The 21,002-nt window shown below is 66.9% G+C and carries 17 protein-coding genes, 1 tRNA gene and 1 pseudogene; 7 read left to right on the top strand and 12 right to left on the bottom strand.

Annotation, left to right across the window (positions count from 1 at the left end):
* Position 1: 1 nt before the first annotated feature.
* A pseudogene (locus QW861_RS27955) lies at positions 2 to 328 on the bottom strand (conjugal transfer protein TraD).
* A 169-nt stretch (positions 329 to 497) separates the two neighbouring features.
* Here QW861_RS27955 and traA point away from each other — a divergent pair.
* Positions 498 to 3,509 carry a Ti-type conjugative transfer relaxase TraA gene (traA, locus tag QW861_RS27950; protein ID WP_316193752.1) on the top strand — a complete coding sequence of 1,004 codons (3,012 nt, stop codon included), beginning with the start codon at positions 498 to 500 and terminating at the stop codon, positions 3,507 to 3,509.
* A 128-nt stretch (positions 3,510 to 3,637) separates the two neighbouring features.
* A complete protein-coding gene (locus QW861_RS27945) occupies positions 3,638 to 3,853 on the top strand; it encodes an AlpA family transcriptional regulator (RefSeq protein WP_315715837.1) in 216 nt (71 codons plus the stop codon).
* Positions 3,854 to 4,235: 382 nt separating this feature from the next.
* Here the strand turns inward: QW861_RS27945 and QW861_RS27940 are convergent, their stop codons facing one another.
* From QW861_RS27940 to QW861_RS27920, 5 genes are all read right to left on the bottom strand, one after another.
* Positions 4,236 to 5,483: a tyrosine-type recombinase/integrase gene (locus QW861_RS27940; RefSeq protein ID WP_316193751.1), complete on the bottom strand. Its 1,248-nt coding sequence runs from the start codon at positions 5,481 to 5,483 to the stop codon at positions 4,236 to 4,238.
* A 185-nt stretch (positions 5,484 to 5,668) separates the two neighbouring features.
* Positions 5,669 to 5,744 (bottom strand) — tRNA-Thr (locus QW861_RS27935).
* Between the two features lie 150 nt (positions 5,745 to 5,894).
* Entirely contained in the window at positions 5,895 to 7,784 is a 1,890-nt protein-coding gene (locus QW861_RS27930) for a heme biosynthesis HemY N-terminal domain-containing protein (RefSeq protein WP_316193750.1), read from the bottom strand.
* A 7-nt stretch (positions 7,785 to 7,791) separates the two neighbouring features.
* Positions 7,792 to 9,105: a hypothetical protein gene (locus tag QW861_RS27925; RefSeq protein WP_316193749.1), complete on the bottom strand. Its 1,314-nt coding sequence runs from the start codon at positions 9,103 to 9,105 to the stop codon at positions 7,792 to 7,794.
* 50 nt (positions 9,106 to 9,155) lie between these two features.
* On the bottom strand, positions 9,156 to 9,884 hold the full coding sequence (locus tag QW861_RS27920) for a uroporphyrinogen-III synthase (protein ID WP_316193748.1): 729 nt from the start codon (positions 9,882 to 9,884) through the stop codon (positions 9,156 to 9,158).
* Between the two features lie 140 nt (positions 9,885 to 10,024).
* On the opposite strand from QW861_RS27920, the gene tsaD reads away from it, so the two are divergent.
* From tsaD to QW861_RS27900, 4 genes are all read left to right on the top strand, one after another.
* Positions 10,025 to 11,092 carry a tRNA (adenosine(37)-N6)-threonylcarbamoyltransferase complex transferase subunit TsaD gene (gene tsaD / locus QW861_RS27915; RefSeq protein ID WP_315715842.1) on the top strand — a complete coding sequence of 356 codons (1,068 nt, stop codon included), beginning with the start codon at positions 10,025 to 10,027 and terminating at the stop codon, positions 11,090 to 11,092.
* Between the two features lie 214 nt (positions 11,093 to 11,306).
* Complete coding sequence (locus QW861_RS27910) at positions 11,307 to 12,287, top strand: NAD(P)H-dependent glycerol-3-phosphate dehydrogenase (protein WP_316193747.1); 981 nt, start codon at positions 11,307 to 11,309, stop codon at positions 12,285 to 12,287.
* Between the two features lie 176 nt (positions 12,288 to 12,463).
* A complete protein-coding gene (locus QW861_RS27905; RefSeq protein WP_315750837.1) occupies positions 12,464 to 12,877 on the top strand; it encodes an EVE domain-containing protein in 414 nt (137 codons plus the stop codon).
* Positions 12,878 to 13,045: 168 nt separating this feature from the next.
* A complete protein-coding gene (locus QW861_RS27900; protein WP_042340486.1) occupies positions 13,046 to 13,261 on the top strand; it encodes a dodecin family protein in 216 nt (71 codons plus the stop codon).
* Positions 13,262 to 13,489: 228 nt separating this feature from the next.
* On the opposite strand, the gene QW861_RS27895 is transcribed toward QW861_RS27900, so the two are convergent.
* From QW861_RS27895 to QW861_RS27875, 5 genes are all read right to left on the bottom strand, one after another.
* On the bottom strand, positions 13,490 to 13,993 hold the full coding sequence (locus tag QW861_RS27895; protein WP_315729398.1) for a DUF2059 domain-containing protein: 504 nt from the start codon (positions 13,991 to 13,993) through the stop codon (positions 13,490 to 13,492).
* 1,038 nt (positions 13,994 to 15,031) lie between these two features.
* A complete protein-coding gene (locus tag QW861_RS27890) occupies positions 15,032 to 16,534 on the bottom strand; it encodes an ammonium transporter (protein ID WP_315715845.1) in 1,503 nt (500 codons plus the stop codon).
* A 39-nt stretch (positions 16,535 to 16,573) separates the two neighbouring features.
* Positions 16,574 to 16,912, bottom strand: a complete 339-nt coding sequence (locus tag QW861_RS27885) for a P-II family nitrogen regulator (protein ID WP_006611147.1) — start codon at positions 16,910 to 16,912, stop codon at positions 16,574 to 16,576.
* 332 nt (positions 16,913 to 17,244) lie between these two features.
* Positions 17,245 to 18,555: an ammonium transporter gene (locus QW861_RS27880; protein ID WP_315715846.1), complete on the bottom strand. Its 1,311-nt coding sequence runs from the start codon at positions 18,553 to 18,555 to the stop codon at positions 17,245 to 17,247.
* 90 nt (positions 18,556 to 18,645) lie between these two features.
* Positions 18,646 to 18,984, bottom strand: coding sequence for a P-II family nitrogen regulator (locus QW861_RS27875; protein WP_172112996.1), 339 nt, complete (start codon positions 18,982 to 18,984; stop codon positions 18,646 to 18,648).
* Between the two features lie 208 nt (positions 18,985 to 19,192).
* Here QW861_RS27875 and QW861_RS27870 point away from each other — a divergent pair, with 208 nt between their 5' ends.
* Positions 19,193 to 20,068: a DUF4339 domain-containing protein gene (locus QW861_RS27870; protein ID WP_315750571.1), complete on the top strand. Its 876-nt coding sequence runs from the start codon at positions 19,193 to 19,195 to the stop codon at positions 20,066 to 20,068.
* A 5-nt stretch (positions 20,069 to 20,073) separates the two neighbouring features.
* Here QW861_RS27870 and tesB read toward each other — a convergent pair whose 3' ends face one another.
* Positions 20,074 to 20,949, bottom strand: coding sequence for an acyl-CoA thioesterase II (gene tesB, locus QW861_RS27865; RefSeq protein ID WP_315715848.1), 876 nt, complete (start codon positions 20,947 to 20,949; stop codon positions 20,074 to 20,076).
* Positions 20,950 to 21,002 lie beyond the last annotated feature (53 nt).

Below are 21,002 nucleotides of genomic sequence, written 5' to 3'. Positions count from 1 at the left end.
GTCATGTCGCGCTTTTGCGGCTTGATGCCGGTTGCGCGCCGTCCGGTTGCCCAGGAGCGCCGTCCGTGTTGCGGTCAGTTGCTGGCGCATTTCAGCGCGTCCGTCCTTGAAAAAACGCGGCGCCGCGCTTGGCCCATGCCTCCCTCTTCCCGGCCTCCTTCGTCTCGGCCAGCACGATCAGCGCGCCTGCCAGTTCTTCAGCCGTCAGTGTGTCAGCTCCGGTCGCGATGACCAATTCGCCGAGCTGGCGCACCTTTCGAGTTTTCAGCCCGCGCGCTTTGTCTTCGAGTGCCTTCAGATCCGCATCAAAGTCTCGTGGCTTGCGCATCATCGTCTCCATGAGCTCGATGGAGAAATAATAGGCGAGCACACCGCAGAATGCTGTAAGGTCATCAGGACGAGCTGAGACGGGGTAGTCCCTCCCGAGATTTTTTCGAGGAGGGCGCGCTTATACGTCGTTCCGACGTGCGCTTCGCTGTGCCAGTGATCTGGTCGCGATGGCGATCTATCATCTTCACGTCAAGGTCATTGGCCGAAAGGCCGGGAGCAGCGCGGTAGCATCGGCGGCCTACCGCTCCGGCTCGCGGCTGCGTGACGAGCGGCTCGGCCGCGATCAGGATTTCTCCGCCAAGCGCGGCGTCGTTCATTCCGAGGTCATGCTGCCGGAGAACGTGCCGGAAGCATGGAGCGACCGCGAGCGGCTTTGGAATGACGTCGAAGCGCACGAAATCCGGAAAGATGCCCAGCTGGCCCGCGAGGTGGAGTTTGCGCTTCCGCGCGAGATGAGTGAGGCGCAGGGCATCGAGCTAGCCCGCGATTTCGTTCGGAGCGAGTTCGTGGGTCTCGGTATGATCGCCGATCTCAATGTGCATTGGGACAGGGCGGAGGACGGACTGCCGAAACCTCATGCCCATGTCATGGTGACCATGCGCTCGGTCGACGAGAGCGGCTTTGGCAATAAGGTACGGGACTGGAACCGTACGGAGATGGTCGAGCGCTGGCGCAGACGCTGGGCCGAGCTTGGCAACGAGCGGCTGGCCGAGCTCGACATCGACGCGCGGATCGACCATCGCAGCCTGGAAGCCCAGGGCATTGCGCTGGAGCCGCAAAGCCAGATCGGCGCGCCCGCCAAACGGATTGAGATCCGAGGCATTGCGGGCGACGAGTCTGAGGCCGACCGGGCCGAGATGCACCGCGAGATCGCGCGCAACAATGGCGCGCGGATCATCGCTGATCCCTCCCTTGGACTGGACGCGATCACCCAGCAGCAATCGACCTTCACGCGCCGCGACCTGGCAAAATTCGCGCACCGGCACAGTGACGGGCTCGACCAGTTCGATGCGGTCATGGGCGCGATACAGGGAACGCCCGATCTGATCGAACTCGGTAAGGACGCCCGCGGCGAGGATCGGTTCACAACCCGCGGAATGATCGAGACGGAACAGCGCCTGCACCGTGCCGCTGAATTGTTGGCGGGAGGGGAGCGCCTCGAGGTGCGAGATGCGGAGCGCAGGGCGGCTTTGGCGCGTGCGGAAGCGCGCGGCCTGGTGCTGTCATCCGAGCAGGTTGACGCCTTGGCGCACGTCACGGGTGGACGCGATCTCAGCGTCGTGGTCGGCCATGCCGGGACGGGAAAGAGCGCGATGCTGGGGGTGGCACGGGAGGCGTGGGAAGCGGCTGGCTTCGAGGTCCGGGGCGTGGCGCTGTCCGGCATTGCCGCGGAAAACCTTCAAAGCGGATCGGGCATTGCGTCGCGCACGATTGCCAGCCTGGAGCACGGCTGGGGACAGAGCCGTGATCTGCTCAAATCGAGCAATGTGCTTGTCATCGACGAGGCGGGGATGGTCGGCACGCGGCAGCTCGAGCGCGTGCTGTCCCATGCCGCCGAGGCTGGCGCAAAGGTGGTGCTCGTCGGCGATCCGCAACAGCTGCAGGCGATCGAAGCGGGAGCGGCCTTCCGGTCGATTTATGAGCGTCACGGCGGCGCCGAGATCGGCGAAGTGCGCCGTCAGCGGGAGGACTGGCAGCGCGGTGCCACGCGCGATCTAGCGACCGGCAAGGTGGATCATGCGCTCGGAGCTTACCGCGCCCATGGCTTGGTGCACGAGGCCCAGACCCGCGAGCAGGCTCGAGGGGATCTGATCGAGCGTTGGGACCGCGACCGGCTGGCCTCGCCGGATCGGAGCCGGATCATCCTCACCCATACCAACGAAGAGGTCCATGCGCTGAACGAGACGGCGCGCGAGCGGATGCGGGCAGCGGGCAATCTCGGCGACGAGGTGGAGGTGACGGTCGAGCGCGGCACGAGAGACTTTGCGGGCGGCGATCGGGTCATGTTCCTGCAGAACGAGCGCGGGCTCGGCGTCAAGAACGGCACGCTCGGAACCATCGAGCAGGTCAGCGCAAAATCCATGACCGTGCAGACCGACGATGGCCGATCCGTGCGCTTCGACCTCAAAGATTACAATCGGCTCGACCATGGCTATGCGGCGACGATCCACAAGGCGCAGGGCATGACGGTGGACCGCGTCCATGTGCTGGCGACGCCCGGCATGGACGCCCACAGCAGCTATGTCTCCCTGTCGCGGCATCGCGACAGCGTCGACCTGCATTATGGCCGTGACGACTTTGCCAATGAGGTTCGGCTGGTCCGCGCCCTGTCGCGCGATCGCGCCAAGGACATGGCTTCCGACTACGACCGTGCCGATCCGATCCAAAGCTACGCCGAGCGGCGTGGGATCACGTTTCGCGAGCGCGTGGCCGAGATCGTACGCAAGGTCATGCCGGAGAAGCTGCGCGACATGTTCGACGGCCTTCGCGTTCCTGGGGAGGTGTCCGACCGATATGGCGGACAACGGCCCGAGCCCGGGTCGCCGGAAAGGGAAAGGAGTGGTACGGCAACCGACCGGCGTGAACCCGAAGTGCCGGCAAGGAACGTGGCGCAAGATCCCGAGGTGGAAGCACGTCGCGTCCGGACCCGGGCGCTCGTGCGCCATGCCCGCGCCGTGGATGCGATCTTCGCGGAGCGGGAGATAGGCAGGCAGGCAAGTCCGGAGCAGGTGAAAGAACTACAGACGGCCCGCCATGCCTTCGAGGCGGTGCGGCCTTATGGCTCGCATGACGCCGAAGCCGCCTACCGAAACAACCCGGAGCTCGCCCGTAAGGCGGCGGCCGGTCAGGTCAGCCCCGCCATCCGTGCGCTCCAGATCGAGACCGAACTTCGCACCGATCCAAGCCGGCGCGCCGATCGCTTTGTGGAGCGCTGGCACAAGCTTGGCCACACCAGTCAGCGCCTATACCAAGCTGGCGACATGTCCGGCTACAAGGCTGCGCGCTCGGCAATGGGCGACATGGCCAAAAGCCTCGAACGCGATCCGCAATTGGAATCCATCCTCGCCGGCCGCAAGAACGACCTCGGCATCGCGTTCGAATCCGGCCGCCGGCTCGGCCAGGAGCTAGCCCTTGCCCACGGTATCGGCCTTGGAAAAGACCGAGGCCTCGAACGCTGACTAGGCCTATCTGCCGCCGCTTGGGCGCCACGCCCCGACAAGTCGAAAACCCAATTGCACGCCCGCCAGGCGGTGGCCTCTCTTCTCTCAGCAGCCGTCAGAACCAGCCAGCAGGAGGCAGCCCGGCCATGCGCGAAGCGGACCGCATCATCCGTTTGAAAACCGTTCTCGCGAGGACCGGGCTGTCGCGGTCCACGATCTACCGCAAGATCGCCGAGGGCACATTCCCGGTTCAGATCAAGATCAGCACCAATGGCAGCGGTTGGCATGAATCCGAAATCAACCGGTGGATCGCAGATCCTGTCTCGTGGCGACCGAGGGGCGCGCTCGGTGAAGTCCGGTGACGAGAAGATGAACGTCAATCGTCGTTGTCCTCGAAACGCATGATCAACAACGCGCGCGTCCGCCGTGGCGGCAGCTTGCCCTATTCCTTAGAGAGGCGCGTCTTCGGCCCGTTGCTGATTGGACCGTCAATCGGTCCTAGTTCTGCGCTGATAGCAACAGGCTTGTCCTGCGCTGACAGAGGGGCTTCTCCACGCAGCCAACTCCGCGTTTTCTGATCCGTTCTTGGTGAAATGCCGGCGTCCCATTGTTCACCAAAAGGGCCGCCGCCATAAGCTCACTCGTGTCGTACCCCAATCGATGTGTACCCGGAGGTGCTGACCGGATTATCGGATAGCCTTCCTATCCCCGCACACGATCTTAACGTACTAGGCCCACCACTGCTCACGCTGACGCTTCCTTGAATTGCAATATGCGCGCACCCTGGCGCAGCGCATCGAGATAGTCGGCCCACCACGTCATCAGTTTCACACGCTCATCCCAATAGTCGCCGCGGGCGTAGGCCCGGCGCACAGCATTCGGCTCAACATGCGCCAGCGCAGCCTCGATGGCGTTGATGCTCCACTTTCCGCTTTCGTTGGCCAGGGTCGAAAAGGTCGAGCGGAAACCGTGAGCGACCATCTCGTCGTTCGAATAGCCGAGACGGCGCAGCGCCGCACACAGCGTGTTTTCGCTGATCGGCCGCGTCACCGAACGCAGGCCCGGGAAGACAAGCCCGGCCAAGCCTCGCCCTGTGATCGGATGCAGATCCCGCAAAATGGCGGTAGCCTGCGCTGGAAGCGGGACGCGGTGAGGTCTGCGCATCTTCGTCCGCTCGGCGGGGATGTTCCACACGGCAGCGTCCAGATCAAACTCAGCCCATGTCGCGTGGCGCAGCTCGCCCGGCCGCGGCGCTAGCAGGGCGATCAGTTGCAGCGCGGCCTTCGTCGTTGGCTGGCCCTGAAAGCCGTCAATCGCCCGCAGCAAGCCGCCGAACGCGACAGGCTCGATAATCGCCGCCCGGTGCTTCGGTTTTGGAGCTGCGATTGCGCCGCGCAGCGCTTGGGTCGGGTCCGCATTGGCACGGGCGGTCGTGACAGCATATCGAAATACGGCACCAATGACCGCCCGCAGGCGCTTTGCCGTTTCGAGCTTGCCGGCCGCTTCCAGTGGTTGCAGCACCCGCAAGACTTCGCCAGCGGAGACGTCGCCGATCGGCAGCGGTCCCAGATCGGCCTTGGCCAGGCCGAGCAGCCATTCCAGCTTGCCAGCGGTCGCAGTCGCAACGCCCTCCCGCTTCTTCTTGGCAAGCAGCTCATCGGCCAGAACACTGAACGTGTTGGCCTGAGCCTCGGCGCGCGCCGCCTTCACCTGGCGCTTCCGGATGGCGGGATCGATGCCGTCCCGCAAGAGGCCCGCAGCTTCGTCCCTTAGCCTTCTGGCAGCTTCCAGTGGCACACCGGCCGGGGCCTTGCCGTATTCGCCAAGGGCGAGCTTCTTCTGCTTGCTGCCGAACCGATACGCGAAATTCCAGAGTTTGCCACCGCTTGGCGTAAGCCACAGTTGCAGGCCGCCCCCGTCCGAGAGCTTCACTAGCCGCCCACTAGCCTTGGCGTTCCTAACGGCAGCGTCCGTAAGTTTTCCACTCGCCATGCCACGCACCAACTGTTGGCCTTTTCAAAGCTACATCGCCCGAAAGGCCAACAAGGAGGCCAACAATTTCATCGGCTGTCAACGAACGAGAACAAACCGTGACGGCCACGAATGACCGAAAATGTTTTGTTTTCAGTACCTTGTCGGCGAGAAACGAACGAGGGAGGACGGCTGCGGAAGGGGGGTGGTGCCGCAAGAGGGACTCGAACCCCCGACCCCGTCATTACGAATGACGTGCTCTACCAGCTGAGCTATTGCGGCGAACCATAGCGGCGAGCGCCCGGCACGAGGCCGGACGACGCGGACGCGCTCCTGATATCGGGCGGACGGCCCGTTGGCAAGGACAACGCGCGCGGCCGCGGCTCCGAAACGAACCGGTGTGACCGGAACGGCGGGAGGGCCTGACGGTCCTCAGCCGCCGAACCGCGACCAGAACCCGCGCCAGCCGCCGGCCTGGGCCTTGGGCGCGAGCTGCTCGGCGAACTCGTCGCGGGGCTGGTCGTCGTCGTCGACGCCGGGATCGTCCGGCGGCCGCATGATCGGGACGATCGCCTGGATCGGCGTCTCCGCCGGCCGGGCGAGATCGTTGCGGGTGCGGAACAGCGGCGTCGGCGCGGCTGCCGCCGTCTCGGCCGGCTTGGCGGCGACCGCGTCCGGCTCGGCCTCCGTCTCCGGCTCCGATTCGGCCTCGACGGGACCCGCGGCCTGCAACGGCGGCGCCGGCTCGGCGGCGCCGGCCTCGATCAACCGGCTATGCTCAGCCGTGTCCACAGGGATATCCACCGGCTTGTCGACAGGCTTGTCCACGGCCTCGACCGGTTGTTCGGCCTGCTCGGGCTCGGCGGCGACCGCCGGCCGCGGCGGCTCGTTGTCCTGCACGGCTGGCGGGATCACCAAGGGCTCGCTCGTGGGCTCGGTTGGCCGCTCGACCGCGGCTTCGGCCACGGCGGGCCGGGCCGGCGGGGCCAGCACGGCTTCGGCGAAGGCCGAGCTTTCGATCACGCTGCTGCGCTCCGAGGGCAGGCTCGCCACCGGGGTCTGCCATTGGAAGGCGTCCAGCCGGCCGGTGACCGGCGAGATCGGCTGCCAGCGATCGCTGACATAGCCGTCCGCGGTCCAGGCCGGGTCGTGGCGGGCGCGCACCGCGCGCAGCGCCCATTCGCGCGCCTTGCCGGCATCGCCATGCTCGGTGCGCTCCAGCTCGGCCATCAGCATCGCCACGCGCTGGGTCGGATCCTCCGTGAACGGCGCCAGCGCCTCGCGGGCGCGGCCGAATTCGGCGGCGTCGATCGCCGCGCGCGCCACCGCCAGCGCGCCTTCGACATGGCCGGGCGTCCGCGCGGCCAGGTTCTCCACCCGCGCCAGCCGCTGCGTGGCCGAATCGCCGAGCCGCACATGGGCGTAGGCATCGGCGAGATCCGGATGCGGACACGCCGCCCAGGCCGCCTCGATGATCTTCATCGCGCGCCGCACCTGGTGCGCCTCGCTCTCGAACTTCGCCGCCAGCACCGCGGCCGGCACCAGTGTCGGCGCCAGCTTCACCGCCTCCATCGCGCTCGAGCGCGACAGGTCGCGATCCCCGGTCTCCAGCGCCAGCGCGCGCGCCGTCAGCAGCACGCCGCGCTGACGGCGGTAGGTCGGCTTGTCGATCATGCCGGCGGTGTAGTTGCCGTCGAGGATCGAAAGCGCACCGTCCCAGTCGGCCTCGGCGCAGCGGAAGCCGAGCACGGCATGCGAGGCCCAGGTGGCGTTGGGCGCCAGCCTGAGCGCTTCGTCGGCGATCATCACCGCGGCATAGGCGTCGTCGGCGCGCTGCGCCTCGATGAACAGGCCGCGCAAGCCGAGCAGGCGGGTGTCGTGGCGCTCGGCCATGGCGCGGAAGGCGCGCCGGGCGCCGTCGCGGTCGCCCTCGAGCTGCGCCGCCTGGGCGTGCAGGAGCAGCGTCAGCGGATCATCGCCGGCCAGCCGCTTGGCGGTGTCGGCGTGCTGCCGCGCCGCGGTCGAATCGCCCTGGCCGATCGCCAGCAGGCCGTGGGTGATGGCGTGGCGGCCGCGCTGATGCCGGCGGGCGCGATGCGCCTTGCGGATGTGGCCGGGCGCCCGCAGCAGCGCGCTGATCAGGTTCCAGACCAGCACGCAGGCCGCGATGGTCAGGCCGAGCGCGAGCACGAACACCGGCAAGGTCATGGCGATCCGCCACGGGCCCCAATTCAAGACGACGTCGCCGGTCTGCTCGGCGACCCAGGCCGAGCCCGCAGCGGCGAGCCCGACCAGGATGAGGAAAATGACGATCCGGAACATGGGCGTCCTATTGCGCGGGTTTGGCGAGCGCGGTCATCGCGTCGTCGGCGAATTTGCGGGCGGTCGACAGCGCGGCGTCGCGGGCATCGGCGCGTGCGAGCCAGTCATTGGCGGGGGCGCGATCCTCCGGCGAGAGACCCTTCAGCTCGCGGCGGGCCTCGGCGAAATCGTTGCGCAGCGCCGCCGCGGTGATCCGTGCCACGACCGCGCCGCGATCGGTGCCGGCGCCGTCGGTACGCTCGACCTTGACCAGGCTCGAGGCGCCGGCCGAGAGCTTGCCGAGGATCGAAGTCCCCGTGGTGCTCTCGGGCGCCGGCGGCGAGAGCTTCGGCACGATGGTGAGCAGCTCGCGGCTCAGTGCCGCGGGGCTCGGCACGCCGGTCGTGGCGAATGCCTCCAGCGGCTTCAGCGCGGACGCGTCGGGCGCCAGCGATCTGGCGGTGGTCAGCGCCGCTCCATAGGGATCGCCGTGACGCACGGCGACGTCGAGCAGGGTCGCGGCGACCACGCGGCGCAACGGCGCGTCGTCGGCCGGCTTGGCCGCCTCTGCCGCCGCGGAGAGCTTGGCGCGCTCCTGTGCCAGCGCCGCGCTCTGGCTCTTGCTCGCCCGCTCCAGCGCGTCGATGCGCGCCGTCAGGCCGGAGAGATCGACCGGCTCGGGTGCGGGCGCCGGCGCGGAGCCGTCGCGCGGCTGCGCCCGGACATCGTTGAGGGCCGCCACGGTCTTGTCGGCCTGCGCGCGCAGGCCGGCGACGTCGTTGCGCAGCGCTGCGATCGCCTTGTCGGCGGCATCGAGCCGGCCGGTCACGGCGCCGTCCGGCTTGCCGACGCGCTGCTCCAGCCCGGCGACGCGGGAGGTGAGCTCGTCGATAGCGGCGGACTGCGGCGAGATCGCCGAGGGCGGCTGCACAGGCGGCCAGCCCAGCATCCAGCCGACGCCGATCACCAGCGCGGCCGCGGCCGCGCCGGAGAACGGTGCGATGATCCAGGGCGACACCGGACGCGGCGGCGGGGGTGGAGGAAGCTCGGCGTGCGGCGGCTCGGCCGCGGCGACCGTCTCCTCGGGCGTCTCGCTGGCGGCCGATTCCGGTTCGGCGTCACCGGCGCCATGCGGATGCGACTGGCTCGCCGCGCCCGACGACCCCTCGGCCAAGGCTTCGGCCGGGGCCGACCAGGGCGACGTGGTCGGCCGCTCGGCCGCGCTCTCGCTGGCCGACGGGCGCTCCTCGCGCGAGGTCGGCTCCAAATCGATGGTCGGCGGTGGCCGTTTCGGCCGCCCGGTGTCGGAGGCCGGTGCAGCGGTGTCGGGTTCATCGACCATGGTGGAAGTTCCCTGGCTGAGGCAAGATTGAGCAGGCCCTCTTACGCCATTCACGACCGTAGCGCACGGGTCAGGCCCTCCAGCATGTCGTTTTCATCCGGATGCGCCGCGATTGTGACCTGGGTGGCGCCGGCCTCGCGCAGCACCTCGGCGACATTGGCCGACAGGCAGCCATGCGGCACCGCCAGCGCCGAGATTTCGACGCCGTCGGCGCGGATGGCCGCCACGAACGCAACCGCGCTCCGCCGCGAATAATGCAGCACCGCCTCGATCCGGTTGGCTGCGAAGGCGTCGCAGACTTCGCGCGGCAGGGTGGTCACCTGCGCCATGCGATAGACGGTCTGGGTGATCACATCGAAGCCGCGCTCGGCGAGCTCGGAGGCGAGGTCGCGCGAGATGTCGGCGCCGGCGAGATAGAGCAGGGTGGCCCCGGCCTCGATGACGCCGCTGTCTGCGATCAGGTCGCGCAACGCGGTCGCATCGGCCGCGGCCGAGATCACCTGCATGAAGCCGGCCTCGCGTGCGGCTGCGGCCGTCCGGTCGCCGACCGCGAACAGCGGCAGGCGCAGCAAGGCGGACGCCCTGAGCTGCGGCGCCGCCGCGCGCAGCGCGTTCGATGACGTCACGATGAGTCCGGCGGCATCGCCGCCGACGTCCGGCGGCAGCGCGACCGGCTCGAAGCGCAGCATCGGCGCCAGCAGCACCTCGAAGCTGCGTGCGCGCAGGGCGCTCGCGGTGCGTTCATTGTCAGGGGCGGGACGGGTCACCAGCACGGCCATGTGCTATGCTCCCGTCGAACACGGATCGGCCGGGCTGCAACGGACGGACGATTGCACCTGGCGACCTCGTGGTGTTAGGCGGTTCTGCGCACTCATAATGACCAAAAGGGTTGAGATTGGGTAACGAATCGCAAACGCTCGTGCTGGGCATCGAAACCACCTGCGACGAGACCGCCGCGGCGGTGGTGGCGCGTGATTCGGACGGCAAGGGGCAGATCCTTTCCAATGTCGTGCGCTCGCAGACCGACGAGCATGCCATCTATGGCGGCGTGGTTCCCGAGATCGCCGCGCGCGCCCATGTCGACATGCTCGACCATCTCATCGACGCGGCGATGCGCGAGGCCGGCATCGACTATGCCGCGCTCGGCGGCGTCGCGGCGGCGGCCGGGCCGGGCCTGATCGGCGGCGTCATCGTCGGCCTCACCACCGCCAAGGCGATCGCGATGGTGCACGACACGCCGCTGATCGCGGTCAACCATCTCGAGGCGCATGCGCTGACGCCGCGCCTCACCGATGCAATCGACTTCCCCTATTGCCTGTTCCTGGCCTCCGGCGGCCACACCCAGATCGTCGCAGTCGCCGGCGTCGGCGACTATGTCAGGCTCGGCACCACCGTCGACGACGCGATGGGCGAGGCGTTCGACAAGGTCGCGAAGATGCTGGGTCTGCCCTATCCGGGCGGACCGCAGGTCGAGCAGGCCGCGCGCAACGGCGACGGTCAGCGCTTTGCCTTCCCGCGTCCGATGCAGGGCCGCAGCGATGCCAATTTCTCGCTGTCCGGTCTGAAGACCGCCGTGCGCAACGAGATCGGTCGACTCGGCAAGGTGAGCGAGCAGGACATCGCCGACCTCTGCGCCAGCTTCCAAGCCGCGGTGCTGGACTCGACCGCCGACCGCCTGCGCGTCGGCCTCGATCTGTTCAAGCAGCGTTTTGGCGCGCCGACCGCGCTGGTGGCCGCCGGCGGTGTCGCCGCCAACCAGGCGATCCGCGGCGCACTCGACGATGTCGCGCAGCAGGCCGGCACCCGCCTGATCATGCCGCCGCCGGCGCTGTGCACCGACAATGGCGCGATGATCGCCTGGGCCGGGCTGGAGCGTTTGGCGCTAGGGATGGTGGACGGCATGGACGCCGCGCCGCGCGCGCGCTGGCTGCTGGATGCCAATGCCAGCGTGCCGGGCAAGTTCGCGAATACGCGGGCGGGGTTTTGAGGGTGGCGGAGTTGCTGGCTGAACTCAGCCATCGGTTGAGCCGTGCTCCTGCACATCGTGACGCAAGCTGGTGCGCAGGACGCGGTGCACTCCCCTCCCCGTTGCGGGGAGGGGTCGGGGGTGGGGGTGGCCCCACAAGGATTGTCGCTCGTGGCACCCTCCTCCCCAGCCCTCCGCCACAAGGGAGGAGGGAGCGCAGCGGCGCTTGCGGCGCATGACCCACGTCCAAACCATTTCCATCGTCGGCGCCGGCGCGTGGGGCACGGCGCTCGCCGCCGTCGCCGCGCGTGCCGGCCGTGATGTCACGCTCTACGCGCGCGACAGCCACCACGCCGCGCGCATCTCTGCTGCCCGCGAAAACCCGCGACTGCCCGGCATTCCGCTCGCCCCCAGCATCGCCGTGACCGCCGATCTCGCCGAGGCCGCCCGCGCCGACGCCGTTCTCATCGTTGTCCCCGCCCAGCATCTGCGCGGCGCCGTCATGCATCTCGCGCCGCTGCTCCGTCCGGGCACGCCGCTCGTCGCCTGCGCCAAGGGCATCGAGCACGGCACCCATAAATTCATGACCGAGGTGATCGCGGAGGCCGCGCCGAACGCGATCCCGGTGATCCTGTCCGGCCCGAGCTTCGCCGACGACGTCGCGCGAGGGCTGCCGACCGCGGTGACGCTCGCCGCGCCCGACGAGGCGCTCGCGGCCGACCTCGTCCATGCGCTGGGTTCGCCGACCTTCCGGCCCTATCATTCGACCGACGTGCGCGGCGTCGAGATCGGCGGCGCCGCCAAGAACGTGCTGGCGATCGCCGCCGGCATCGTTGCCGGCCGCAATCTCGGCGCCTCGGCGCTGGCGGCGCTGACCACGCGCGGCTTCGCCGAGTTGGTGCGGCTCGGCCGCGCCTATGGCGCGCGCAGCGAGACGCTGACCGGCCTGTCCGGCCTCGGCGACCTGATCCTCACCTGCGCTGGTCCGCAATCGCGCAACTTCGCCGCCGGCCTCGCGCTCGGCCGCGGCGAGCCGCTCCCTGCTGGCAAGCTCGCCGAGGGGCAGTACACCGCGCCGGTGCTGGTCGAACTTGCCACCTCGCGCGGCGTCGAGATGCCGGTGGCACAGGCGGTCGCCGCCATTCTCGCCGGCACCGTGACGATCGATGCCGCGATCGAGGCGCTGATGATGCGCCCGTTCAAGGCGGAGGAGTGAGCGGTGTAGCGCGACTCCACGCCGCTGATCATGCAGCCATCTCCGCCGTCTTGCCCGCGCTTGTCGCGGGCATCCATGTCTAAGATAATATGGCTGGCGGTGAGACGTGGATGGCCGGGCCTTTGACGTGCTTCGCACTCTTGCCCGGCCACGACGAATGGAAAGAGAACGGAACTATGAACTACTGGCTGGTGAAATCCGAACCCTCGGTATGGTCGTGGGACCAGCAGGTGGCGAAGGGCGCGAAGGGGGAGGCCTGGACCGGCGTGCGCAACTACACGGCGCGGCAGAACCTGGTGGCGATGAAGAAGGGCGACCTCGCCTTCTATTATCATTCCAACGAGGGCAAGGAGATCGTCGGCATCGCCGAGATCATCAAGGAAGCCTATCCTGATCCGACCGACAAGACCGGCAAGTTCGTCTGCGTCGACATCAAGGCGCACAAGCCCTTCAAGACCCCGGTGACGCTCGCCGCGATCAAGGCCGACAAGATGCTGAGCGAGATGGCGCTGGTGAAGCAGTCGCGGCTGTCGGTGCAGCCGGTCACGCCTGCGGAATGGAAGCACGTCTGCAAGCTGGGCGGCGTGTAGGGGCGCAAGGGCTTGTGAGACGCGCAAGGCGTTAGCGCCATTCGTGGTAGCTCCGGACCCGCGGCTGCCATGGGTAGGCTGCGTCCTTTCAGGCGCCGCGCGATGATGCTACGTTCAGTTGTGGCAGGGAGCACCTGCTTCCTGCTCCATACCGAACAGGAGACCGACATGTCTGACAGCGTCTACAAAGTCATCGAGCTGATCGGTACCAGCAGCGAATCTTGGGAAAGGGCAGCTACCAACGCCGTCGAGCAGGCGGCGAAGACACTCCGAGACCTGCGTGTCGCAGAAGTGGTCCAGCTCGATATGCAGCTCGACGCGAAGGGGAAGGTGGAAGCCTATCGAGCCAAGCTCAACGTGTCGTTCAAGTTCGAAGGCGCATGAGCTGACCATCGACTTGCGTTGTCGTTCGCCGGACTATCGGCCCGCGGCAAGGTTTGAGCCTGCAATCCGGTGTCGTGCCCGGCATCGGGGGCATGACCGTGGACGTCCCGGTTCGGCTTCCCCGGGGATGGCGAGGCGGGACGGACCACAAGCCTGTCATACGGAAATTGCCCGTCGCGCCGGTTATGTCGCAGGGCAGCGCCGCTGCATGACGATCGGGAGTTCGGATCAGAGATCGAGACCTTTCTTCCTCAGTTCATCGACCATCTGCTTCCTGATCTCTTCGCCGAGAGCTTGACCAAATTTCTGCCCGGCAATGCTCGACTCCTGGGTGACGGACGGCAGCTTCTGCAGGACTCTTTGACCTGTCGGGGTCCTGTAGAACTCAGCCATGGTCCTGAGGTCGTCCGCCGAGAAGTTCCTGGCATAGACGACCGCGATCGCATCCGAGAATTCGGAAACCCTGCCCTGAAAGGCCTGGGTGAACTTCGGGATCAACGCATCATATTGCAGAGCGACCTCGGCGCGCCCCTGGACGATCGTCGGTCTCAGGTTCTTCAGAATGATCGGCAACAGGGCTGTCGCCTGGTCATTCATATGCATCACGGAGACCAGCTCTTTCGCGGCCGCCAAGGACTCCTGTGATGTCGCTTGGGCTCTTGCCGATGGCGGCGTTGCGGCGGTGAGCCAAATGGCGGAGGCGACGACTACGTACCGACAGCGATGCTTCATCCTGATCCCCCATGTGCCGGCTGCAGCGGCGATCGCTGTTACGGCCGGGTTCCAATTCTTAAGATCAGCCGGAGCCAGCGAACAGTACCGCTAAGCTGTGTTTTCTGCCGCTGCAACCGGATTGGCATCCCCGCGCTATTGTGCGGATCAAAGCCTGCTCTGTTGCCCGTCGGGCAGTTTCCGCATTCCCGACATGCGCGAATTGCCCGTCGTGTTAGTTTGTCGCACGCTGTCGGCATTGCACCGTCGGGCAAATCACCTGCAGATTTCCGCACGTCCCTGCTGCCGCATGAGGGACGTTTCGCGACCGTCACGGATCGTTGGCAGTGGGATGCGATGGGCGTGGGTCGACGCAGCGTGAGCTGATCGCGCAGACGAACGGCGATGCACGCACGGTCAAGTCGCGCGGTCCTGATATCCCGACGCTGATATCAAGCGGGTGCCGATACCCTCAGCGTGTCGCGCTCGTGATGGTGGCCAGACAGCCCGGCGCACCAGGGAGAACGCGAAGCAGCCGTTAAAACCAATCGCGCAGGGAGGGCCGGGTGTGTTCGGCCAGACCTGTGGTGCCTGCCGCCAGCATTTTCTTTCGCTGGCGGGCCACGGGCGCGGCCAGCGCCCGGCCTTCCCTGCGCCCTCTGTTTGAGGAGGGCGATAGTTTCAGCACAGCTCGGGCGCATTGTGTCGCGAGAACGAGATCGTTCGCCTTCGAGCTGCTTGTCGAGGCAACGCCGGGACCGCCAACCACAGCTGTCGTCCCGGGCAAGCGCGAAGCGCGCCGACCCGGGATCCATAACCACAGGGTTCAGTTGTCTTGCACGGACTCGCAGCCTGCCTCTTACAAACATCACGCGGTATGGGTCCCTGCGTTCGCAGGGACGACATCGGCTATTTGGCGCGCGCTCGGCCCTCACGATCCAAACACAAAGAAAGGGGCCCCAGCTTGCGCTGGAGCCCCTCAACGGTCAGGGCATTGCCGGGTATTTGCCCGAACCGAAGTTGCGGACCTGGTCGCGTACGACCAAGTCCCGGGAGAACTCAGTAGTTGTAGGCGCGCTCGCCGTGGTCGGTGATGTCGAGACCCTCGCGCTCCTGCTCCACGGTCGGGCGCAGGCCGATGATCACGTCGACGACCTTGTAGAGGATCGCCGAGCCGACACCCGACCACACCAGCGTGGCGACGACAGCCTTGATCTGCGCCAGCATCTGCGTGGCGAAGTCGTAGGTGCCGGCGTTGTTGCCGGTGATGTTGGTGTAGTCGGTGATGCCGACGCCACCCAGAGCCGGGTTGACCAGGATGCCGGTGGCCAGAGCGCCGATGATGCCGCCGATGCAGTGCACGCCGAACACGTCGAGCGCGTCGTCATAGCCCAGCGCGTTCTTCACGGTGGAGACGAAGAACAGGCAGACCGGGGAGACGATCAGGCCGAGCACCAGCGCGCCGATCGGACCGGCATAACCGGAGGCCGGGGTAACGGCGACGAGACCGGCGACCGCGCCCGAGCAGATGCCGAGCAGCGACGGCTTGCCCTTGACGGCCCATTCGCACAGCAGCCAGGACAGCGCCGCACCGGCGGTCGCGACCATGGTGTTGACGAAGGCCAGGGCGGTGACGCCGTTCGATTCCAGGTTGGAGCCGGCGTTGAAGCCGAACCAGCCGACCCACAGCAGCGCGGCGCCGATCATGGTCATGGTCAGCGAGTGCGGAGCCATCAGCTCCTTGCCGTAGCCGGTGCGCTTGCCGATCAGAACCGCGCCCACCAGACCGGCAATGCCGGCGTTGATGTGAACGACGGTGCCGCCCGCGAAGTCGAGAGCGCCGGCGCCGGCGAGCCAGCCGACAGCACCGGTGACTTCGTCGAGCTTGGCCTGGGCGGCGGTCTTGGCGGCAGCGTCGCCAGCGGCAGCGAGAGCCTTGGCAGCAGCAGCGACGTCATCGGGAGCGGCGATGTACCAGACCCAGTGCGCGATCGGGAAGTAGATGAAGGTCACCCAGAGCAGGATGAACAGCATCACCGCCGAGAACTTGATGCGTTCGGCGAAGGCGCCGACGATCAGGGCCGGGGTGATCATCGCGAAGGTCATCTGGAACACGAAGTAGGCCAGCTCCGGGATCACCACGCCGTTCGAGAAGGTCGGAACGGTCGAGTTGGCGTCGACGCCGTGCAGGAAGGCCTTGGAGAAGCCGCCCACCCACGAGGTCATGCTGCCGCCGTCGGTGAAGGCGAGCGAGTAGCCGTAGAGCGTCCAGACCACGCCGACCATGGCGACGATGGCGAACACCTGGGTGAGGACCGAGGCCATGTTCTTGGTGCGGACGAGGCCGCCATAGAACAGCGCGAGGCCGGGGATGGACATCATCAGGACGAGCGCGCTGGACACGAGCATCCAGGCGACGTCGCCCTTGTTGGGAACCGGGGCGGCTGCGGCAGCGGCGGCAGGCGCGTCCTCGGCGAACGCCACATCGACGAGGCCTGCGACGCAGAGCCCTGCAATTGCGAGCGTAACCCATCCCGCGCTGGTTGGACGCTTGAACGTCATTTTATTGTACTCCGTAAGTGTTCTGGTTTGAGCGCGAAATCAAAGGGCCGCAGCGTCCGCTTCGCCGGTGCGGATACGCACGGCGTGGTCGAGGCTGATGACGAAGATCTTGCCGTCGCCGATCTGGCCGGTCTTGGCGGCCGAGCTGATCGCATCGATGGTCTTGTCGACCTGGTCGGAGGGGATCGCGACCTCGATCTTGATCTTGGGCAGGAAGCTCACCGCATATTCGGCGCCGCGGTAGATTTCCGTATGACCTTTCTGACGGCCGTACCCCTTCACTTCCGTCACCGTGAGACCATGAACGCCGATGGCGGTCAGGGCGTCTCGGACTTCTTCGAGCTTGAATGGCTTAATGATCGCCATAACAATTTTCATGGGTCCTATCCCCGCTTGGGCCCGGCACGGACGTTACCGAGCGCTTCCTGTCGACTGAGGTTCACCACGCGGAGAAATCTTCACGACGCGGGCACAGCCGGGAGCGATAGAATCAAATGCCGTGCCAGACGGCTGGTCAGGGCTAACGAGCGGTGAATCCTGACCTTTTCACCCCTCGGGAGGGGCAGCAGGGGCTGCGCTATTCCGTCGCGCTCAAGGAATGGGCAGACATGCGCAAAAGTTGCGCATGTCAGGCTCAAGACACAATGCTGCTCAGCGCGCGGGCAGAATCCTGCGGCGCCGAACAGGTCAATTGGCGTCAATTGCTGCAGCTATTGCAGCGCCTCGCCATGCTGGGAGATGTCGAGTCCTTCCAGCTCGTGCTCACGCGACACCCGCAGCGGCACGAAGGCGCTGACCAGCTTCAGGAGCCCCCAGGTGACGCCGCCCGACCACACCAGGGTGACGGCGACGCCGTAGAGCTGGGCCGCAAGCTGCTTCGGGTTGCCCTCGATCAGCCCCGCCGTGCCGCCGATCGCGGCGGTCGCGAACACGCCGGCCAGCACGGTGCCGGTGAGGCCGCCGACGCCGTGGACGCCGAACACGTCGAGCGAATCGTCATAGTTGAAGCGGTGCTTCAGCGAGGTGCAGGCCCAGTAGCAGATGATACCGGCGAGCGCGCCGATCACCAGCCCATGCCAGGGGGCGACGAAGCCGGACGCGGGCGTGATGGTGCCGAGGCCGGCCACCGCGCCCGAGATCATGCCGAGCACAGACGGCTTGCGCCGCGTCGACCATTCCAGCGCGCCCCAGGTGACGGCGCCGGCGCAGGCGGCCAGATGCGTCGTCAGGATCGCCATCACCGCATGCGCATTCGCCCCGAGCGCCGAGCCGCCATTGAAGCCGAACCAGCCGACCCAGAGCAGGCCGGTGCCGACCACCGCGAGCGACAGGTCGAACGGCGAGAGGTTCTCACTGCCGTAGCCCTGGCGGCGTCCCATCACCAGCGCGGCGACCAATCCCGCGGTGCCCGCGGAGAGATGCACGACGAGACCGCCGGCGAAGTCGACCACGCCGGCCTGAGCGAGAAAGCCGCCGCCCCAGATCCAATGCGCCAGTGGCACATAGACGAAGATGAACCATGCGATGCTGAACAGGAGGTAGGCGGAGAAGCGCATGCGGTCGGCGACCGAGCCCGCCACCAGCGCCACCGTGATGATCGCGAACGTCATCTGGTACAGCATGAACAGCGACTCGGGGATCGTCTTGGCGCCGGGATGGACGCTGTCCATGCCCATGCCGGCGAGGAAGGCGCGGTCGAGCGAGCCGATCCAGGTGCCGTCGCCGACGAAGGCCAGCGAGTAGCCGAATGCGACCCACAGGATCGAGATCAGCATCACGGCTGCGAGGCTCTGCGCCATCGTCGCCAGTACGTTCTTCTTGCGCACCATGCCCGAGTAGAACAGCGCCAGACCCGGAATGGTCATCATCAGCACCAAAGCGGTGGCGACGATCATCCAGGCGGTGTCGGCCGGTTCGATCGTGGACGGCGCTGCGGCCGCTGCTGGCGTGGTGAAGGCAATCGCTCCCGCTGCAGCCAATGCTGCAGACGCGCGCAGGCTACGAGACGCGCTGGTCTCCATGACAGTCCCCCCGGCATGTCAGATGTTAGGATTTTGCAGTCCGCCGCGCCGTTGCGGCGGGCGTGCAGCCGTTGCGGCTGCTTGACGGGCTTAGAGTGCGTCGGTGTCGGTTTCGCCGGTGCGGATGCGGCGGGCATGATCGATCGGCGTCACGAAGATCTTGCCGTCGCCGATCTGGCCGGTGCGCGCGTGCGTCGTGATCACCTCGACCGCCTTCTCGGCGATGTCCGAGTTGACCGCGATCTCGATGCGCAGCTTGGGCAGGAAGTTCACGATATATTCGGCGCCCCGGTAGATCTCGGTATGGCCCTTCTGGCGACCGTAGCCCTTGACCTCGGTGACGGTCATGCCGTGGACGCCGATCGCGGTGAGGGCTTGGCGCACCTCGTCGAGCTTGAAGGGTTTGATGATCGCGACGACGAGCTTCATGGGCGGGCCCTGGTTTCCTCAGGTAGGAGCAGCCTGTTTCGGAGGCAGGCTTGGGATGGCCATTTTGGCCTGTTCCTAGGCAAATGGCACAAAATCAGCGCAGCGTTAAGCGAAAACGTCAAGGAGTGACGGATATCACTGAACGGAACGCGACATCGCCCGACAGACTGAAGACGTTTTCCTGCCATCCCACATTCAAGGACATCCCATGTCGAATCGTTCCTGGTATTACGCGGCGCAAGGCCAGCAACAGGGCCCCATTTCGGAAGACGAACTGCGCGACCTGATCGCCCGGGGTGTCGTCACGGCCGAGACGCTGCTGTGGAGCGACGGCATGGCCGGCTGGGAGAAGGCCGGGCGCATTCCCGGCCTGATGTCGGGCGTGCCGAGCATCTCCCCCGGCGTCCCGCCCGCGTTCGAGGCCGGCGTGCCTGCGTCGGGCGGCGCGCTCTCGGTCAAGCTGGACACCTGGTCCTATCTCGGCTGGACACTGCTGTATGTCGTCGGCCAGTTCCTGGTGGTGATCACGCCCTGGACCGCTGTCTATCTCTACCGCTACGTGATCGAGCGGATGCGGGTGCCCGGCCGGCCGAACCTCACCTTCACCGGCCAGCCGCTCGACATCTGGTACGTCTTCATCGCGATGGGCGTGCTGGCCTATGTCGGCCTCAGCGACCGGCCGATCCTCAACCTGATCTCGCTGGTTGCCCCGGCGTTCCTGGGCTGGATGGTGCTGCGCTGGCTGCTGAGCAACCTCGCTTCGAATGGCGAGCGGTTGCCGATCCATTTCGAAGGCAGCCCCGTCGTCTATGCCGGCTGGTACCTGCTGATGATCGTGTCGGGCATCACCGTCATCGGCTGGGCCTGGGTGCTGACCGCCTGGATGCGCTGGGTCTGCCGCAACATCCAGGGGACGCGGCGCGAGGTCGTGTTCACCGGCTCGGGCCTGCAGGTGCTGTGGCGCACCTTCGCGTTCGTGCTCGGCTGCTCGGTGATCATTCCGATCCCGTGGCTGCTGCGCTGGTACAGCGCCTGGTACGTGTCGCAATTCGCGGTCGTCCCGCGGACGGCACAGCCGGTGTGATGCGGCTAGGCCCGGCGCTCGCGGATCGAGCCCTCCTGCGCGACGGAGGCGACCAGCGTGCCGTCGGGCTTGAAGATCGAGCCGCGGGTGAGCCCGCGGCCGCCCTGCGCGCTCGGCGAATCCTGCGCATAGAGCAGCCATTCGTCGGCGCGGAACGGCCGGTGAAACCACATCGCATGATCCAGCGAGGCCGGCATCATGCGCTTGTCGAACAAGGTGCGGCCATAGCGCGCCATGACCGCGTCGAGCAGCGAGAAGTCCGACGCATAGGCCAGCGCGCACATGTGCAGCGCCGGATCATCGGGCAGCTTCGCCGCCGTCTTGATCCAGACGTTGATGCGGCCATCCTCGATCTTCTGGCCGAAGTACCGGTTCAGTTCGACGGGGCGCAGCTCGATCGGCCGGTCGGATTCGTAGTAGCGGCGGATGAAGTCCGGCATCCTTTGGAAGACCTCCTGAAACATCGGCTGCTTGGAGATCTCCTCCGCCGTCAGCTTCTCCGGCGGCGGCACGTCCGGCATCTTGTCCTGGTGGTTGAACGCGCTCTCCTCGTCGCTGTGGAACGACACCATGATCGAGAAGATCGCATTGCCGTGCTGGATCGCGGTGACGCGCCGCGTCGCATAGCTCTTGCCGTCGCGCAGACGCTCGACCTGGTAGATGATCGGCACCTGCGGGTCGCCGGGGAGGATGAAGTAGCAGTGCAGCGAATGCGGCAGCCGGCCCTCGACGGTGCGGCACGCCGCCATCATCGCCTGGCCGATCACCTGGCCGCCGAACACGCGCTGCCAGCTCGTCTTCGGGCTGTTGCCGCGGAACAGGTTCACCTCGATCGGCTCGAGATCGAGGATCGAGATCAGGTCGATCAGTCCCTTGGACATGGCGTCGTGCTTTCGCTGGCTCGGCCGGCCGCTCCGGTCCCGTTCTCGCGGGA

It is taken from the genome of Bradyrhizobium sp. SZCCHNRI1029 (genome assembly GCF_032487555.1).
Lineage (GTDB): Bacteria > Pseudomonadota > Alphaproteobacteria > Rhizobiales > Xanthobacteraceae > Bradyrhizobium.
The sequence above is the reverse complement of the archived record's forward strand: the minus strand, read 5'-3'. Positions and strand labels throughout refer to the sequence as shown.

Excerpts from the sequence above, each read along its gene's own strand:
- traA (WP_316193752.1), top strand. The coding sequence starts at position 498 with ATGGCGATCTATCATCTTCACGTCAAGGTCATTGGCCGAAAGGCCGGG.
- QW861_RS27945 (WP_315715837.1), top strand. The coding sequence starts at position 3,638 with ATGCGCGAAGCGGACCGCATCATCCGTTTGAAAACCGTTCTCGCGAGG.
- QW861_RS27940 (WP_316193751.1), bottom strand. The coding sequence starts at position 5,483 with ATGGCGAGTGGAAAACTTACGGACGCTGCCGTTAGGAACGCCAAGGCT.
- QW861_RS27930 (WP_316193750.1), bottom strand. The coding sequence starts at position 7,784 with ATGTTCCGGATCGTCATTTTCCTCATCCTGGTCGGGCTCGCCGCTGCG.
- QW861_RS27925 (WP_316193749.1), bottom strand. The coding sequence starts at position 9,105 with ATGGTCGATGAACCCGACACCGCTGCACCGGCCTCCGACACCGGGCGG.
- QW861_RS27920 (WP_316193748.1), bottom strand. The coding sequence starts at position 9,884 with ATGGCCGTGCTGGTGACCCGTCCCGCCCCTGACAATGAACGCACCGCG.
- QW861_RS27910 (WP_316193747.1), top strand. The coding sequence starts at position 11,307 with ATGACCCACGTCCAAACCATTTCCATCGTCGGCGCCGGCGCGTGGGGC.
- QW861_RS27905 (WP_315750837.1), top strand. The coding sequence starts at position 12,464 with ATGAACTACTGGCTGGTGAAATCCGAACCCTCGGTATGGTCGTGGGAC.
- QW861_RS27900 (WP_042340486.1), top strand. The coding sequence starts at position 13,046 with ATGTCTGACAGCGTCTACAAAGTCATCGAGCTGATCGGTACCAGCAGC.
- QW861_RS27895 (WP_315729398.1), bottom strand. The coding sequence starts at position 13,993 with ATGAAGCATCGCTGTCGGTACGTAGTCGTCGCCTCCGCCATTTGGCTC.
- QW861_RS27890 (WP_315715845.1), bottom strand. The coding sequence starts at position 16,534 with ATGACGTTCAAGCGTCCAACCAGCGCGGGATGGGTTACGCTCGCAATT.
- QW861_RS27885 (WP_006611147.1), bottom strand. The coding sequence starts at position 16,912 with ATGAAAATTGTTATGGCGATCATTAAGCCATTCAAGCTCGAAGAAGTC.
- QW861_RS27880 (WP_315715846.1), bottom strand. The coding sequence starts at position 18,555 with ATGGAGACCAGCGCGTCTCGTAGCCTGCGCGCGTCTGCAGCATTGGCT.
- QW861_RS27875 (WP_172112996.1), bottom strand. The coding sequence starts at position 18,984 with ATGAAGCTCGTCGTCGCGATCATCAAACCCTTCAAGCTCGACGAGGTG.
- QW861_RS27870 (WP_315750571.1), top strand. The coding sequence starts at position 19,193 with ATGTCGAATCGTTCCTGGTATTACGCGGCGCAAGGCCAGCAACAGGGC.
- tesB (WP_315715848.1), bottom strand. The coding sequence starts at position 20,949 with ATGTCCAAGGGACTGATCGACCTGATCTCGATCCTCGATCTCGAGCCG.